Source organism: Vasconcelosia minhoensis LEGE 07310, from assembly GCF_015207255.1.
GTDB classification, from domain to species: domain Bacteria; phylum Cyanobacteriota; class Cyanobacteriia; order Phormidesmidales; family Phormidesmidaceae; genus Vasconcelosia; species Vasconcelosia minhoensis.
The window spans coordinates 51,470-67,724 of record NZ_JADEXG010000006.1; the positions used below are offsets into that span (position 1 = coordinate 51,470).

Annotated in this window: 12 protein-coding genes and 2 pseudogenes; 10 read left to right on the forward strand and 4 right to left on the reverse strand. The window is 57.2% G+C overall.

The window, feature by feature from the left end:
- Window positions 1-9: 9 nt before the first annotated feature.
- From IQ241_RS04110 to IQ241_RS04140, 7 genes and pseudogenes are all read left to right on the forward strand, one after another.
- Complete coding sequence (locus tag IQ241_RS04110; RefSeq protein ID WP_193905146.1) at window positions 10-3,228, forward strand: DEAD/DEAH box helicase; 3,219 nt, start codon at window positions 10-12, stop codon at window positions 3,226-3,228.
- 466 nt (window positions 3,229-3,694) lie between these two features.
- The gene (sigC, locus tag IQ241_RS04115; protein WP_228021367.1) at window positions 3,695-4,963 is read left to right on the forward strand and encodes an RNA polymerase sigma factor SigC; all 1,269 of its coding nucleotides are present in this window, start codon (window positions 3,695-3,697) and stop codon (window positions 4,961-4,963) included.
- Window positions 4,964-5,168: 205 nt separating this feature from the next.
- The gene (gene mgtE, locus IQ241_RS04120) at window positions 5,169-6,569 is read left to right on the forward strand and encodes a magnesium transporter (RefSeq protein WP_193905147.1); all 1,401 of its coding nucleotides are present in this window, start codon (window positions 5,169-5,171) and stop codon (window positions 6,567-6,569) included.
- 150 nt (window positions 6,570-6,719) lie between these two features.
- Window positions 6,720-7,352 (forward strand): annotated as a pseudogene (locus tag IQ241_RS04125) (DUF502 domain-containing protein); the annotation flags it as partial.
- A gap of 326 nt (window positions 7,353-7,678) precedes the next feature.
- Window positions 7,679-8,380: a transcription antitermination factor NusB gene (gene nusB, locus IQ241_RS04130; protein ID WP_193905148.1), complete on the forward strand. Its 702-nt coding sequence runs from the start codon at window positions 7,679-7,681 to the stop codon at window positions 8,378-8,380.
- 54 nt (window positions 8,381-8,434) lie between these two features.
- The gene (gene ftsY / locus IQ241_RS04135; RefSeq protein ID WP_193905149.1) at window positions 8,435-10,165 is read left to right on the forward strand and encodes a signal recognition particle-docking protein FtsY; all 1,731 of its coding nucleotides are present in this window, start codon (window positions 8,435-8,437) and stop codon (window positions 10,163-10,165) included.
- 30 nt (window positions 10,166-10,195) lie between these two features.
- Complete coding sequence (locus IQ241_RS04140; RefSeq protein ID WP_193905150.1) at window positions 10,196-11,209, forward strand: chemotaxis protein CheB; 1,014 nt, start codon at window positions 10,196-10,198, stop codon at window positions 11,207-11,209.
- A 49-nt stretch (window positions 11,210-11,258) separates the two neighbouring features.
- On the opposite strand, the gene IQ241_RS04145 is transcribed toward IQ241_RS04140, so the two are convergent.
- Window positions 11,259-11,528, reverse strand: a complete 270-nt coding sequence (locus tag IQ241_RS04145) for a YciI family protein (protein ID WP_193905151.1) — start codon at window positions 11,526-11,528, stop codon at window positions 11,259-11,261.
- A 10-nt stretch (window positions 11,529-11,538) separates the two neighbouring features.
- Complete coding sequence (locus IQ241_RS04150; RefSeq protein ID WP_193905152.1) at window positions 11,539-12,030, reverse strand: ureidoglycolate lyase; 492 nt, start codon at window positions 12,028-12,030, stop codon at window positions 11,539-11,541.
- Window positions 12,031-12,168: 138 nt separating this feature from the next.
- Between IQ241_RS04150 and IQ241_RS04155 the strand changes: the two genes are divergently transcribed.
- A complete protein-coding gene (locus IQ241_RS04155) occupies window positions 12,169-13,317 on the forward strand; it encodes a pyridoxal-phosphate-dependent aminotransferase family protein (protein WP_193905153.1) in 1,149 nt (382 codons plus the stop codon).
- 12 nt (window positions 13,318-13,329) lie between these two features.
- Here the strand turns inward: IQ241_RS04155 and IQ241_RS26325 are convergent.
- Window positions 13,330-13,428 (reverse strand): annotated as a pseudogene (locus tag IQ241_RS26325) (DUF2949 domain-containing protein); the annotation flags it as partial.
- 19 nt (window positions 13,429-13,447) lie between these two features.
- Here IQ241_RS26325 and IQ241_RS04165 point away from each other — a divergent pair.
- A complete protein-coding gene (locus IQ241_RS04165) occupies window positions 13,448-13,654 on the forward strand; it encodes a hypothetical protein (protein WP_193905205.1) in 207 nt (68 codons plus the stop codon).
- Window positions 13,655-13,733: 79 nt separating this feature from the next.
- Window positions 13,734-14,711: an N-acetyl-gamma-glutamyl-phosphate reductase gene (gene argC, locus IQ241_RS04170; RefSeq protein WP_193905155.1), complete on the forward strand. Its 978-nt coding sequence runs from the start codon at window positions 13,734-13,736 to the stop codon at window positions 14,709-14,711.
- A 6-nt stretch (window positions 14,712-14,717) separates the two neighbouring features.
- Here the strand turns inward: argC and IQ241_RS26135 are convergent, their stop codons facing one another.
- Window positions 14,718-16,247: an SDR family NAD(P)-dependent oxidoreductase gene (locus tag IQ241_RS26135; RefSeq protein WP_193905156.1), complete on the reverse strand. Its 1,530-nt coding sequence runs from the start codon at window positions 16,245-16,247 to the stop codon at window positions 14,718-14,720.
- Window positions 16,248-16,255: the final 8 nt, after the last annotated feature.

A 16,255-nucleotide genomic window follows, 5' to 3' on the forward strand; every position in this document is an offset into this window, starting at 1 on the left:
TGATTCTGCATGGCAATCTTACACGGCAGTTGGCGACCAGACCTGCAGCGGTTTTTCCTCTGGGGTGAAACCTGGCGGCGGCTAGACGCCGAGGGAATGACCGAACCGGTACCGACCTACCCCTACCAGGTGAGTCGCGACGAGCTGGCCGATCTGATTCAAGCTCAGCAGTCCCTGCCGGAGGCGCTTGATCTGGGCTGGCTGCTTGACTATCTGACGGTGCCCCAGTCCAGCCGCAGCAAGCGTACCGGTGGCACAGTAGTAAAGGCCAAGACCGCTACTCACTGGCAGTCTTTGACCGTAGCGCTGCCCGCTCAGCGGTCGAGTGATAGCGTTCTACCTCAGCATTCTGCCGAAGCATCGGAGCCTTCGGCTGCCGACAGCGTGCTCTATCCCTGGCAGGTGGAGGGACTGCTGCTGCCGCCCGCTGCCGCGATGCAGCTGCTCAACAGCCTGCCGTTGGGGCTGGCCGACAGCGGCTCAATCATCGGGGCCGAGCTGCGCTACTGGTCGCACGTCACCCGCTGGGGTTTGGACCTGCTGGTGCGGGCTAAGTTTATTCCGACCGTTAGCGCCGACCGCAAAGGCGCGATCGCGCAGTGGCAGATCCTGCTCGACAGCGCCGTAGACCAGACCCGGCTACAGCAGTTTAGCGATCGCATGCCCCTCACCTGCCGGTTTTATCAGACCGAAGCCCTGGCTAAGGAAACATCCCTGGCGCCCTGGGTCAATCTCCCTGCCGCGCCCCAGCCGCTGCTCCGCAGTTTTCTAGAGACCTTGGTCAGTCATCAGGTTCGCACTGTGGCCCAGAGCCAGCCCCTGCCCGCCAATGCAACCCTGAGTAAGGACCTGCCGCTGCGGGAATGGGTGAATGCGCTAGCGGCCAAGAATCCACACTTTGAAGCGCCCCCCGCTGGGCTGGTGCGCCTCAACGACGCCCTGAATACCTGGACCGCCCCGCTGCAAAACGTCGGCGACGCGGTAGCTGCATTTCGCACCTGCCTGGCGTTGGAGCCACCCCCCTCTGGCCAGCTCGACTGGACATTACACTACGGGCTGCAGGCAACCGCAGACGAGTCTTTTCGGGTCGATGCGGCGACGGTCTGGCAGCATCCGGTGGACCGGTTTTGTCAGCGCGATCGCTGTATTGACTCCCCTCAGGAAACGCTGCTGGCCGGTTTGGGCAGAGCTGCTCGACTGTACGAACCGATCAAAGAATCGCTCACCACTCAGAGCCCAGAATCCTGCACCCTCGACCCGATTCAGGCTTACCAGTTCATCAAGGCGACGGCCTGGCGCTTGCAGGACAATGGCTTCGGCGTGATTTTGCCCTCGAACCTGGTCGATTCCAACGCCGAGGGAAACAGCCGTTTGGGACTCCAGGTCAGCGCTGCTGCGCCCGGTCGCCAGCAGCAGCGGCTGGGGCTCCAGAGCCTGCTAAAATTCAATTGGAAGCTGTCGATTGGCGGCCAAACCGTCACTCAGGAAGAGTTTAATCAGCTGGTGACCCAGGGCACGCCGCTGGTAGAAATCAACGGCCAGTGGGTGGAGCTGAGGCCGCAGGATGTCCGGGCGGCAAAGGATTTTTTTGCCAAACGGCAGGCGCAAAATCAGCTGTCGGTCGAAGATGCACTGCGCATCAGCACCGGCGACAATCAGCTGATCGATAAGCTGCCGGTGGTCAAGTTTGAAGCGTCTGGCCAGCTCGAGGATCTGATTACCACGCTGACCACTGGCAATCAGACCCTCGACCCGATGACGGAACCCGACGGCTTCCATGGTCAGCTTCGCCCCTATCAGGCCCGCGGCGTCTCCTGGCTGGCTTTCCTGGAGCAGTGGGGGCTAGGGGCCTGCCTGGCAGACGATATGGGTCTGGGCAAGACGATTCAGCTGATCGCTTTTTTGCTTTACCTGCGGCAGGAGAAGGCGCTGGACGGCCCGGTGCTGCTAGTCTGCCCGACCTCTGTCCTGACCAACTGGGATCGCGAAGTGCGGCGCTTTGGTCCTGAGCTGAAGACGCTGGTCTATCACGGCGATAAGCGTCCCCGCGGTGCGACCTTCGCTAAGGCAGCGGCCAAGGCCAATTTGATTATTACCAGCTACACCCTGGTACACCGCGACCTGAAGGACCTGAAGCGAGTGCAGTGGCGCGGTCTAGTACTGGACGAAGCGCAGAATATTAAAAATGCTGACGCTCGGCAGTCCCAGGCAGTGCGGCAGCTGGAGGGCGATTTTCGCATTGCCCTGACCGGAACACCGGTGGAAAATCGGCTGTCGGAGCTCTGGTCAATTATGGATTTCCTCAACCCAGGCTATTTAGGGCCGCAGAATTTCTTCCGACGGCGGTTTGCTACACCAATTGAGCGCTACGGCGATACGGCTTCCTTGCGGACGCTGCGATCGCTGGTGCAGCCCTTTATCCTGCGACGGCTTAAGACCGACCGCAGCATCATTCAAGACCTGCCCGAAAAGCAGGAGATGACTGTCTTCTGCGGACTCTCCGCCGAGCAGGCCCGGCTGTATCAAAAGCTGGTGGAGGAAACGCTCAGCACCATCGACGAGGCCGAGGGCGTGCAGCGGCGCGGCCTGATTCTCGGGCTGCTGACCAAGCTAAAGCAGATCTGCAATCATCCGGCCCAGTTCCTCAAGCAGGATTCGCTTGGCAAGTACCGCCGATCGGGCAAGCTCCAGCGGCTAGATGAAATGCTGGAGGAGGTGATTGCCGAGGGCGATCGCGCTCTGATCTTCACCCAGTTTGCCGAGTGGGGCAAGCTGTTAGAGCGCCACCTCGAAGCCCATCTGAAAGAAGAGGCGATGTTTCTCTACGGCAGCACCTCTAAGCAAAACCGCGAGGCCATGGTAGACCGCTTTCAGCAGGACCCGAACGGTCCCAAGCTGTTTATCCTTTCCCTCAAGGCAGGGGGCGTCGGCCTCAACCTGACCCGGGCCAACCACGTCTTTCACTTCGACCGCTGGTGGAATCCGGCAGTGGAAAATCAGGCCACCGACCGGGTCTTTCGGATCGGCCAGACCCGCAATGTGCAGGTGCATAAATTTGTCTGTACGGGAACGCTAGAAGAGCGCATCAACGACATGATCGAGGGCAAAAAAGCCCTGGCTGAACAGGTTGTGGGCGGCGGTGAGCAGTGGCTAACCGAGCTGGATACGGATCAGCTCCGCGATCTGCTGCTGCTCGACCGCAGTGCGGTGATTGACGACGCGGCCTGATTTGACCCGCTTCAACAAATGTGACAGATCGCTTTGGCGGCGGCTAAATCACCTGCTTTTTTTCAAGTTTGAGGGCCACCTTCCGGCTTTAAATCAGGGCTACAGAAAGCAGCATTTTCCTTATTCAGAAAGCTTTTTGAGCTGATTTTCCAAAGTTTTTTAGACAGATACTCTGGCGGTTTCCAGCCTTGTGCCAGTGAGAAACCTGGAATAGCTGCTCGAACGTTTTTTTCGAACTGAGATTTGCTTATAGGTATCGATTAGACAGTCGTCAATCGAGCCCAAATCCGCATTTTCTGCGTCAGGAAATCAGTGCTTCTACGCTGAAGCCACTCTACGCAGCAGACTGTGTGATTGGACAGATAGTTAGCGATATCCTGAACATTCCTGTTTTCCTAGGTTCGGGACTGGGCACAATAACCCCAATTAGAAGTCTAATACCCCCTTGAAGCTATCCATAAACCCTATGAAAGCGACGTCCTACTATCCCAGTGCCGAAGAAGACAGCAGTGTCGCGTCTGCCGCCCTGACGGAAGCCGCCCATCAGCCTGGCGATGAGGATGGGGAACCCAGCGATTTTGAAATTCAATCGCTAATAGGTTCAGATGATGACTCAGACGGGTCCGACAGCTCCGAGGCAAAGCCAATCCCGCGCCAGACGACAGATTTGGTGCGGCTCTACCTCCAGGAAATTGGCCGGGTCAGCCTGCTGCAGCGAGACGAAGAAGTCGCTGAGGCGCAGTATGTGCAGCAGTACATTGAGCTACTCAACCGCCGTCAGACCGAAGCGGAAAAGGGGGGGATTCTCCAGATCTATGTGCGCTTGCTTGATACCTGCGATCAGCTGACGGCTCAGCTTGGCCATCGGCCTTCCCTGGAGCGCTGGGCGCGGGTGGCTGAGGTTCCCATCGCTGAACTCAAGCCGATTCTGGCTCAGGGCAAGCGGGAATGGGCTGAGCTTACCGATCTTTCCGTGGCTGAGCTCGATCAGGCTAAGGCCAACGGCCTGCGGGCGAAAGAGCATATGATCAAGGCTAACCTGCGGCTGGTGGTCTCAGTTGCCAAGAAATATCAGAATCGCGGCCTGGAGCTGCTGGACTTAATTCAGGAAGGTACATTGGGCCTGGAGCGCGCCGTCGAAAAGTTCGACCCGACTAAGGGCTATCGCTTCAGCACCTATGCCTACTGGTGGATCCGCCAGGGGATTACCCGCGCGATCGCAACCCAGAGCCGCACCATCCGCCTGCCGGTGCACATTACCGAAAAGCTGAACAAAATCAAAAAAGCCCAGCGCAAGATTTCTCAGGAAAAAGGTCGCACCGCCAAGGTTGAAGATATTGCTCTAGAGCTGGACATGACCGTGCCCCAGGTGCGCGAAGTGCTGCTCAAGGTGCCCCGCTCCGTTTCGCTCGAAACTAAGGTGGGTCAGGATCGCGATACTGAGCTGGGCGACCTGCTGGAAACAGAGGCGGTTTCTCCCGAAGAAACGCTCATGCGCGAAGCGCTGAGTCGCGATCTGCACCAGCTGCTGACAGACTTGACGGACCGTGAACAGGAAGTAATCCGGCTGCGGTTTGGCCTGGGCGACGGCGTACCCTACTCTTTGGCAGAAATCGGTCGGGCATTGGACCTTTCACGCGAGCGAGTCCGCCAGATTGAATCCAAAGCGCTGCAAAAGCTGCGTCAGCCCAAGCGTCGCAACCGCGTTCGAGATTATCTAGAATCCTTGAATTAGGTTTCAGTCTGTCTTGACTTCAAAGCGATGAGCCGTCGTTGGTAGCGAGCTGCCTACAGACTCCGACGGCTGAATGCTCAATCGGCTTGCTTTAAAGTTTTGGTCAAGTTCTTGAGGTTTTGTCCCCTCTGAGTAGAGACTCTGCTATCTATAAGCCTGTCTGCCGACTAGACTGGAAACGGACTGTGCTGATTAGGACTGAGCTTTGACCGATACGACTGAATCTGACATCGCCAGGCCCCAAACCTTCAATCGCAACGAGCTGCAAGAACTGGTGCGATCGCAGCTAGAAGCGATGCTGGAGCAAAATAATTTTCCAGGAGCCAAGGCGCTGCTGGTGCCGGTGCAGCCTGCCGATATTGCCGAGGCAATCGAAGGGCTGCCCGAAACGATGCAGGCGATGGCCTTTCGGCTGCTCTCCAAAGCCGAGGCGATTGAAGTTTACGAAAATCTGGACTCCAGCGTTCAGCAGGCGCTGATCGAAGAATTTAAGCGGCAGGAGTTGCAAGACATCGTCGAGCAGATGTCGCCCGATGACCGCGCCCGCCTGTTTGACGAACTGCCCGCCAAGGTGGTGCGGCGGCTGATTGAGCAGCTGAGCCCGCAGGAGCGCCGGGCCACCGCTCTGCTGCTAGGCTACGGGTCGGGCACCGCCGGGCGGGCGATGACGCCCGAATATATTTCGCTTAAAGAGAACTGGACGGTTGAACGTGCCCTCACCCAGATCCGGGCGATGGCCAACGCCAGTGAAACCGTCTACTACCTCTACGTCACCAATGCGGCCCGGCGGCTGACCGGCATTCTTTCGCTGCGGATGCTGGTGATTGGCCGACCAGACCAGACGATTGGCGAACTGATGACCCGCGAGGTAATTTCCGTCCAGACCGATACCGACCAGGAGGAAGTAGCCCGGCTGATTCAGCGGTATGACTTTTTGGCGGTGCCGGTGGTCGATACGGAAGAGCGGCTGGTGGGGATCATCACGGTCGATGACGTGATCGACATTTTAGAAGAAGAAGCGACTAAGGATATCTACGCTCTGGGCGGCGTCCAGTCGGGCGGCGACAACTACTTTCAGACCAATTTGCTGGCCGTAGCGCGAAAGCGGGTGGTCTGGCTGTCGGTTTTGCTGGTGACGAATACGGTAACGGCGGCCATCATCAGCAGTCAGGAAGCGGTTTTGCAGCAGGTGGTGGTACTCGCAGCTTTTATTCCGCTGCTGATTGGCACCGGCGGCAACGTTGGCGCTCAGTCCTCAACTGTCGTCATTCGCGGTTTGAATACGGCTGAGCTAAAGCTGCGCAATGCCCTTCAGGTGATTCGGCGAGAAGCGATCGCGGGTGCCTTCCTCGGCTTTATGCTGGGAGTAGTAGTCACGGTCTGGGCCTATTTTCTCCAGGGAAACCTAGCCGTGGCGGTTATTGTCGGCTCTAGCCTGGTGGCAATTTCGATCCTGGCCTCCAGCGCGGGAGCGGCCTTACCCTTCCTGTTTCAGACCATCGGCTTCGACCCGGCCCTGATGTCGGCCCCATTCATCACTACCGTCGTCGATGTTCTAGGCGTCCTGATCTACCTAAATCTAGCCAAATACATTCTCGGCATCTAGAACAGCCCGATCGGCGATCCCCGATGAGCTGTTCATGGTTACAGCCAATACCGGATTGCCTTTAGAATGTAAAGTATCTAGGATGAAGGCGACGGCGAGCGGATAGCGACAACCCAACGGCTAAATCCGACGATCAGGGGTGGATAACAGGTGCTGCAAAATTTCAAACAAGATTTGAAGAACGACCTGATTGCGGGTTTGCTAGTCATCATTCCGCTAGCAACCACAATCTGGCTGACGATTACGATCGCGACTTGGGTAATCCGGTTTCTAACGAAGTTTCCCAAGCAGCTCAATCCGTTCACAGGTTTAAACCCCTTCTTTATCGCGCTGATCAACCTGGGGATTGGGTTTGCCGTACCGCTGCTGTCCATTCTGCTAATTGGCCTGATGGCGCGGAATATTGCCGGTCGCTGGCTGCTGGATCTGGGCGAGCGCATTTTGCAGTCGATTCCGCTGGCGGGCTCGGTCTACAAAACGCTGCAGCAGCTGCTGCAAACCGTCCTGCAAGATTCTAAAACCCGGTTTCGGCGGGTGATTTTGGTGGAATATCCGCGTCGGGGGCTATGGGCGATCGCGTTTGTCACCGGGGCCATGACTACCACCCAGCCCAACAAAATGCTGAGCGTTTTTATCCCTACCACGCCCAACCCGACCAGCGGCTGGTATGCGGTGATTCCCGAGAGCGATGTGATCAACCTGTCAATTTCGATTGAGGAAGCGTTCAAAGTACTACTTTCCGGCGGCATTGTTGGTCCCGACCTCGCTTCAGCTATCCCAGCCGAGCGTATCCAAGCGGTTTTACACAGCGAAAATTCAGCGACTGAAGTCCATGAGCTAAATCTTGAGCTAGGTCCCGACTCTGTTGCTGATGCAGCTTTCAACCCTGAGCCAGACTCTGATACAGCATCTGAAGTTCACGAATTAGACGCTGAACTTGATTCCGATTTAGCAGCTGATTCAGCCTCACCGGCTCCGGCAGAGCCCGTCGCTAGCGCACAGACGGACAATAGGGTCCTAAAAGATCCCAGATAACCTGGCTCTGGCGTATGCTCTCGTTACCCAAACCAGACTGCTAAGATAGCTAAGTTCTATCAGCCCCGAATTTTATGGAGTCCCGCAGTATCGCTCGTGAACTCGCCCTGCTAGGGATGAGTCAGCTGTCTGATCATAGCCGGGCCGGCGGTGACCGGGAGCTGGAGAAAAATTTGGCGGTGCGATCGCAGACCCTGGACAAGCTGCTCAACGCGGCAATTCAAACCCTGAGCAGCGATGCTAAAGAAGCCCTAGAGGTTGCCTCTGGCGAACTTCAGCGCGGCAGTCGGCAGCTGTTAGAAAGCGAAACCCGCGCGAGTGAGGTCAGCAGTGCCCGAGCCATGGTAAACGAAGCGATTGAGCTGACACAGACCGCGATCAATCGCCTGGGGACGACTTTGGAACTGCCCGCGTTCATTCAGCTGGCTAACCAAACCGAAGTGCAGACCTATGCCCGCCAGCTACTGACCCACTGGAGCCAAAGCCTCAGCGAGATCGACGCCCAGCTGGATGCGGCCATGGTGGGCTGGAACGTGCGGCGGCTGGCTCGGATTGACCGCGACATGCTCCGCATTGCCACCATTGACATTCTCTACCTGGGCGTTCCCAAGCGCGTCGCCATTGACGAAGCAATCAAAATGGCGAAGCGGTACAGCGATGATGAGGGGTACCGATTTATCAATGGCGTTATGCGACGGCTGACCGAGCGGCTGGATGAACAGCGACGCGGTCTGGCGGCAGGCACAGCAGACAAGGCAGACAAGGTAAACTCTTAGGTAGCTTGGTCTAGCTCACCTTTGAGACCTATAAGTTAGCTTGGAAAATCGGCAATGGCACCTTTCAACTGGTTTCGGCGTAAATATGAAGAACCTGCGGAACCGTCCCCTTCAAAAGCGCAGGAGACCTCAGAAAGGGCTGAAGCGGATGAATCTAGCCCGTCTGAGTCCGATCCAGCGGCTCTAAGCGCGGAGGAACGGCTCAAGTGGGCTAAAGCCGCCTACCAAAATATTCAGAAACGGCAGGCGGCTACCGCCGAACCGCAGGTCGTCCCAGAAGCTGACCCAGAGGCCGTTTCAGAAGCCACATCAGCCCCGGCAGCGTCCGCGGAAGCGATAGAAGCGCCTGCCGTGCAGACTGAAGCCGAATCTCCAGCGGCACCGCCCGAAGCGGCTGACGAAGCCGACCCCAGCGAGACGCCTGAGGTTGCTACAGCCGCCGAACCCGCGATCGCGGATCAGTCGGCAATAGAAGAACCCGCGACAGAGCCCGCTGTAGCCGAAGCAGATGTAGCTGAAGCAAACAGGTCTGAGCCAGAGGAAATAACCCCTACCGCAGCAACCGTTACCGAAGCAGTTCCTGAAACAGCAGCAGCACCAGATGAATCGTCACAGGCAGAGCCAGCCAGCGCTGAAGCGGCTCCTCGCCCTTTCTGGGCGCAGGCCCAGGCCGAGCGTGAGGCGCGACTGGAGCGGCTAGAGGCGACCGCGATTGCCGAACCGGCACCCGAACCCGAGCCCGAACCGGAACCGGCAGCAGCCCCCGTCCTCGACATAGACCTCGACGATGCCTTCCTCTGGTCGGCAGAAGTCCTCGCTGCTCAGGGTCGCAGACCCGACCAAATTTCCGTCGAAGAAATTACCTGGCTCAACAAGCTGCGCCAGGGATTGGACAAAACCCGCCGGGGTCTAGTCAACCAGCTGCGCTCAATCGTCGGCCAGGGACCGCTGAATGACGAAGCGGTGATGGAAATCGAGTCACTGCTGTTGCAGGCCGATGTCGGCGTCGCCGCTACAGACTATATTATTGAGTCTCTCCAAACGCAATTGCGCCAGGAGACGCTGCCGCCCGAGCAGGCCATCCAGTACCTCAAGTCGCTGCTACGCGACATGCTCGACGCGCCGCTGCAGGGCGAGCACAATCTTACCTTCACGCCTCAAAAAGACACCCTGAGCATCTGGCTGATGACCGGCGTCAACGGCGCAGGCAAAACCACGACGATTGGCAAGATTGCCCATATCGCTAAAAAATCCGGCTTTAGCTGCCTGATTGCAGCGGCAGATACCTTCCGCGCGGCTGCGGTCGAGCAGGTCAAGGTCTGGGGTCAGCGCAGCGATGTGGAGGTGATTGCTAACCCTGGGAAGAACACCGACCCGGCAGCGGTGGTCTTTGATGCGATTAGTGCGGCGCGATCGCGCCAAACAGAGCTATTGCTAATCGACACCGCCGGGCGTTTGCAGAATAAAAAGAACCTAATGGACGAACTCTCCAAAGTTCGCCGCATTATTGACAAAAAGGCCCCCGATGCCGATGTCCAATCCCTGCTGGTGCTGGATGCCACCCTCGGACAGAACGGCCTGCGCCAGGCTCAGGTCTTTTCTGAGGCAGCCCAGCTCAGCGGCGTCGTCCTCACCAAGCTAGACGGCACCGCTCGCGGCGGCGTTGCCCTGGCGGTGGTGCAGCAGCTCGGCTTGCCCATCCGCTTTATTGGCGCGGGTGAGGGCATTGAGGATTTGCGTCCCTTCTCGAGCTACGAGTTTGTTGAAGCCTTGCTGAGCGGCTAGCAGGCCGAGAACATAGGATCCTAATCTTCCATGCAAACTCTATCTTCTTCTACTCAAAACTGTGACCTGGTTGTGATCGGCGCTTCGGCAGGCGGAGTCGAAGCGTTACAGAAGCTGGTTGCCCTGCTGCCAGCCGACCTTCCGGCAGCGCTGTTTGTGGTAATTCATATTCCAACCGAGCCGCCCAGTCAGCTGGGTCACATTCTCGACCGGGCAGGCCCGCTGACGGCTAAGACCGCAGAAGACGACGAGCCAATTCGGCTGGGGCATATCTACGTAGCTCCACCTGACTATCACCTGCTGGTTAAGCCAGGGCGCGTTTGTTTACATCGAGGCCCTCGGGAAAATCGCCATCGCCCGGCTATCGATCCGCTGTTTCGCTCAGCCGCGATCGCGTACCAGTCCCGAGTGATCGGCGTAGTGCTCACCGGGTATCTCGACGACGGCACCTCTGGGCTGCTGGCAGTCAAGCGCTGTGGCGGTACGGCTATTGTGCAAGACCCCGCAGACGCGCTCCATCCAGACATGCCGAAAAACGCGCTAGCAGCCGTTGAGGTGGACTATCAGCTGCCGCTATCCCGGCTAGGGAAAACCCTGACAGAACTGGTCCATAAACCCGCCCAGCCGATCTCGGAGATCCCCAGTGACATTATCACCGAAGCCAGAATTGCCGAGCATACGATGAGCGATATTGCGAGCGAAAACCGGTTAGGGCATCTCGTACCCTATAGCTGTCCAGAATGTAACGGGCCACTGTGGCAAATTGACACTGACAAAGTGCGTCGCTATCGTTGCCACATGGGTCACGGCTTTACCGCCAAAGCCTTAGCCGCTAGCCAAGATGCCGCTTTAGAACAGGCGCTTTGGGAGGCCATGCGGACGCTCGAAGAGCGGGCCATGCTATGCCATGCAATGGCCCGTGACGAAGAGAATCGAGGGCGACCGAGTGCATCGAAAACCTACCGACAGCAAGCTGAAGAATCTAGCAGTCATGCCGAGGTCATTCGCGAACTGCTGCTGCAAGATAAGCCGCTGAATTTATGAAATCTATAGACAGGTGCTGCCCGCAGGCAGTGAACGGCTCAGAGCCTGCTCAAAAGACCTGATTCCATTCATAGACCGCATAGTCTGTCCAGATGCCGTTTTGCCAATAGGGGTCGGCTTCGATCAGCTGCTGGACGGCTGCTTTATCCTCAGCCTGGTAGATCCCAAAGACCCTAGTATTGTCAACCGTCGGCCCTAGCGCTTGGAGAATGCCCCGGTCTTTTTGGGTTTTCAGCCCCTTTAGATGGGCTTCCCGGTAGGGCGTTCTTTTTTCTAGGGCATTGTCACAGTAGCTGCCCCACAGGACGTATTTTGGCATTGTCTTTCCGTTACAGGATTTGAAATTCTAACCCGTAGGTCTCTATCAAATCACAGGTTTGGTGATCGATGATATTCGTATCGCTGAGCTCCAGGTTATAAAAACTGGCCGGTTCACCCTCAAAGTAGGGACCCGCATGCCAGGTGCCTAGCGCGAGCTTGACGAAGCAGTCGCCCGGAATTTGAAATATCTGAATATCCTCTGGTTCTGGCTGATCTGAGTCCTTGGGTGGAGCGACGGCAAGCCACCAGTGACGGCCTTTTAGCGATCCTAAGCACTGGGTACAGCGGCGGTGTCGGGTAATCGTATGAAACCGCCGGCCATTCGGGCTTAGATGCATCAGATAAAAGCGGGGTGTCCCGGCCTCTAACCGGAGCTGGGCATCGTTGAGGTCGTACGATTTACTGTCAGGCTGAGGCCAGATCACCTGGCCAAAGGGTTGAAAGTTCTCAGAAGTTATGGGTATGGCTGGCAGCGGCTTTAGCGTCGCAGTCTGACTCATAGTGGCATTCCCCGGACAAACGGTACTATGCAGGTGCTTGACTCCTACCTTAGGAGACTCTGAAAAAATCGGATCACCGATAGCAAGTTATGCCATTCTGAAGAATGCACCCCTCAGTTGAATATTCAGGCGAATCTCATGGACGATAAGCAAATGCTGATGATCCCAGGGCCGACTCCGGTGCCTGAGAAAGTGCTGCTGGCGATGGCAAAGCATCCCATCGGCCACCGCAGCAGCGAATTTTCTCAAATTATTGAAACGGTCAACCACCACCTCAAGTGGCTCTTTCAAACCCAGCATGATGTTTTAACGGTAGCAGCGAGCGGCACTGGCGCTGTAGAAGCCGGGATCATCAACTTTCTGAGCCCAGGCGATAAAGTCCTGGTGGGCAGCAATGGTAAATTTGGCGATCGCTGGGTCCAAATTGCCAAAGCCTTTGGTTTAGACGTCCAGGTGATTGCCGCAGACTGGGGCCAGCCGCTCGATACCGAAGCGTTTCGGACAGCGCTGGAGAGCAATCCTCAGATCAAAGCCGCAATCGTCACCCATAGCGAAACCTCAACCGGCGTCCTGAATGATATTGAAACGATTAACCGGCACGTCAAGGCCCACGGCCAGGCGCTGATTATCGTCGATGCTGTGACTAGCCTGGGCGCATACAACCTCCCTGTAGACGAGCTGGGCCTAGACGTTGTGGCCACTGGCTCTCAAAAAGGCTTTATGATTCCCCCAGGTCTGGGCTTTATCGCCGTCAGTCCGAAAGCTTGGGAAGCCTACGAACAGGCCACGATCCCCAAGTTTTATTTCGATCTAGGCAAGTATCGCAAGACCGCAGCTAAAAACAGCACGCCATTCACGCCACCGGTTAACCTTTACTTTGGCTTGCACACCGCTTTGGAAATGATGAAAGCGGAAGGGTTAGAGGCTATTTTTGCCCGCCACGAGCGGCATAAACAGGCAACCCGAGCCGCCGCTAAGGCGTTGAACCTGCCCCTGTTTGCCGGCGATGACTGCGCTAGCCCAGCAGTAACGTCGATTTTGCCTGACGGCGTCGATGCCGAGCAGATTCGAGCCGTGATGAAAAAGCGTTTTGACATTGCCCTGGCGGGAGGGCAAGACCACCTCAAGGGCAAGCTATTTCGGATTGGGCACCTGGGCTTTGTTTGCGATCGCGACATTCTCGCCGCCGTCAGCGCGCTCGAAGCCACCCTGCAGGAGCTAGGATACGAGCGATTCAGCCCCGGCAGCGGACTAGCTGCCGCCCACCGGGTTCTGCTCAGCCGCTAGCCAGATCTGAAGTTAGGCTGTCTCTAGCCAGTCATAGATCTGCTCAAGCTGCGATATTGTCACCAGGCCGTACTGCCATAGCACCATCGGCAGCGGCCCGGGATCGCAGCGACAGTGCTCTATCGCGATCGTGCCTGAGCGCCTGGTCGAGCTGCGGCTAGACACCGATCAGGACCACCAGGTGATTGAAGGACTGTTAACGGCGTTTAAGCGTTACTATCCCGACGCTAAAAAACCAGTCAAGCCTAAAGCGGCTAAGCAGCTTTTCCTGGTAGGTTCGGCAGAGTATGCCGCGGCCACTCAGAAATCTTCCACCCCCTCAGCGGCCAATCGCTAAAGGCAGAATCCCTACGCCTGAATTTTTCTCCGGCCCCAGCTGTCCGCTACGATAGGGCAAATGGCAGGAGGACATAGTGATGGGCAATCCCAAGGTTTTCATCGATGGTGAAGCCGGCACGACTGGGCTACAGATTTATACCCGCCTCTCCCAGCGCAGCGATATTGACCTGATCAGTATTGACCCAGCCCATCGTAAAGACCCAGCTGAGCGCGCTAAGCTCTTGAATGCCGCCGATGTAGCCATTCTTTGCCTGCCCGATGCCGCCGCCCGCGAGGCGGTCAGCTGGGTAACTCAGCCATCGGTCAAGCTCCTCGATGCTAGTACGGCCCATCGTACCGCTGATGACTGGGTGTATGGATTTCCCGAACTGACGGCGGACCAGCGTTCTAAAATTGCGTCGGCCAGCCGGGTCAGCAATCCGGGCTGCTATCCCACTGGCTTCATCGCCTGCCTGTCTCCACTGGTCTCGGCAGGCCTGATCCCGACCGATTTTCCCGTGACGGTGAATGCGATTTCAGGCTATTCCGGTGGCGGAAATAAGCTAATTGACCAGTACGAGAGTTTCCATGCGGAAGCAGCTGGGACTGAGTCGATTCAGCCCTATAGCCCCTACGGCCTCAGCTTTGGCCACAAGCATGTGAAAGAAATGCAGCAGTATACCGGACTCAGCCATACGCCTGTCTTTGTCCCTGCGGTCGGCGACTTTAAGCAGGGCATGGTAGTACAGATTCCGCTACCGCTGTGGACATTGGACAGTCCGCCGACAGGTCAGAAAATCCACGATACGCTGGCTCAGCACTACCAGGCAGAACCGTTTGTGCAGGTTGCGCCCTACAGCGAGCCTAGCGTTCTCCGCGACGGCACCTTTTTAGAGGCGAAGACTGCCAATCAGACCAACCAGGTTCAGCTCTTTGTCTTTGCAAATGACGAAAGCCAGGAGGCGTTGCTCATTGCTCGGCTCGACAACTTGGGTAAGGGGGCATCGGGAGCAGCGGTGCAGAACCTGAATATCATGCTGGGTCTGCCAGAATCAGCAGGTCTGGAAACCGCTTAGAGCGCATCAGCTAGGGGCAAAATCCGATAGAATAGCAGCCCTGCCAGCCTCAAGCGGCTGAGCAAGTCGCTCTACAATTTTCGCGGACACCAATTCGGTAGACAGCGCACCTTCTCGTCCCAAAGGCGTATTCATCTGGTCAGTCAGCAGCTTGGGAGGACGCACCATCAGGAAACCGACCTGGGGATACTCTACTGCGGCAACCCGGGTCAGCCCCTCAATCGCACATTTGGCACTGACGTAGTGGGGCCAGTCGGATGGAGGCGAATCAACCGCTACGACAGAGGATAGAACGACGGTTCGCCCACCTGAAGGAACCAGGCCCAGCAGCCCGGACATAGGCACGCTCATCAGCGCCAGACTGCGGCTGACGTAGTCGTTGACACGCTCAATCGCTGAAGGTTCTAGCCAGAGCGGTAAAATTGCCGGACAGGCATTACACACCAGAATGTCTAGTCTGCCCCAGGTCTGCTCAATTTTGGCCCTGGCAGACTGGCACCAGGCCAGATCGCTGGCATCTCCCTGCATCAGGATAATCTGACCCGCCGTATTGGCAACGCTTTGCGCTAGCGCTTCGGCCTCAGGCTGGCTTCTGTGGAAATTAGCCAGAACCGTGCAGCCTTGAAAAGCTAAAGCCTGCGCGATCGCGCTTCCCAACCCTCGACTCGCCCCCGTCACCAAAGCGACCTTCCCCGCTAACTGGCTAGAAGTCGGCAGACGCTGCGCGATCGCCGCTACCGTACTCACCGGAGAATCCGAGCGCACAAAGGCGCGGAGTTCGCCTGAGGCAAAGGGGGCTGCGGCTTGAGTAAAGCCCACATTGAGTCGGAGTAAATTAAACCTGAGGTCAAAGTCAGCAATCTCAAGCTCGTATTCTAGCGGGCTGTCTAGCTTCTGAGGACAAGCTGAAAAATCGAGCGATAGCTTAGAAAACAGCGCCTGCTGTCCGGGTAGCTCCATCCCAATCAGATAGCTACACCCGAGCAGTGCCGCAGCTTGGACTTCGCCCAATCCTTTCTTGGCCGCATTCATCCGCGCCATGAGCGTTTGAAATGCTTTGTGAGCAGGACTATAGCTGCCGCTCAGACGCTTCCCGGCTGCCCAGTCAGCCGAGTCAGACTGAGCGGCCGCCGAGCGGAAGGGGACTTCAGGATTCGAGGCCGAGTTAGCGAGTAGGCTATTCGCCACGGGTGAACCGGGCCGAAACTGAGCCACGAGCTTTAGCAGCAGGCGTCTGCCGTCGTAGATTTTCGCGATCGCTTTCTCACCCTGATCCGAAATTTCCAGCCCATAGTCAATATTCGCGAACAGCGGCCCAGGAAACTCTAGCTTAAGCTTACAGAGCTGGTATCCGGGTCGGTCGGGCAGGTACCCAAAACAGAACAGGGCACCTAATATGCCGAAGACGACCGGCTGGGCGTAGGGCGTTTTCCGGGCGTAGTCGGCCGATAGGTGGAGCGGATTGCGATCGCGGCTGGCCTGGCTAAACAGCTCCACATCACCAGTCGAAAAATTCAAAATGAGTTTCTCTGCCATCGCATTAA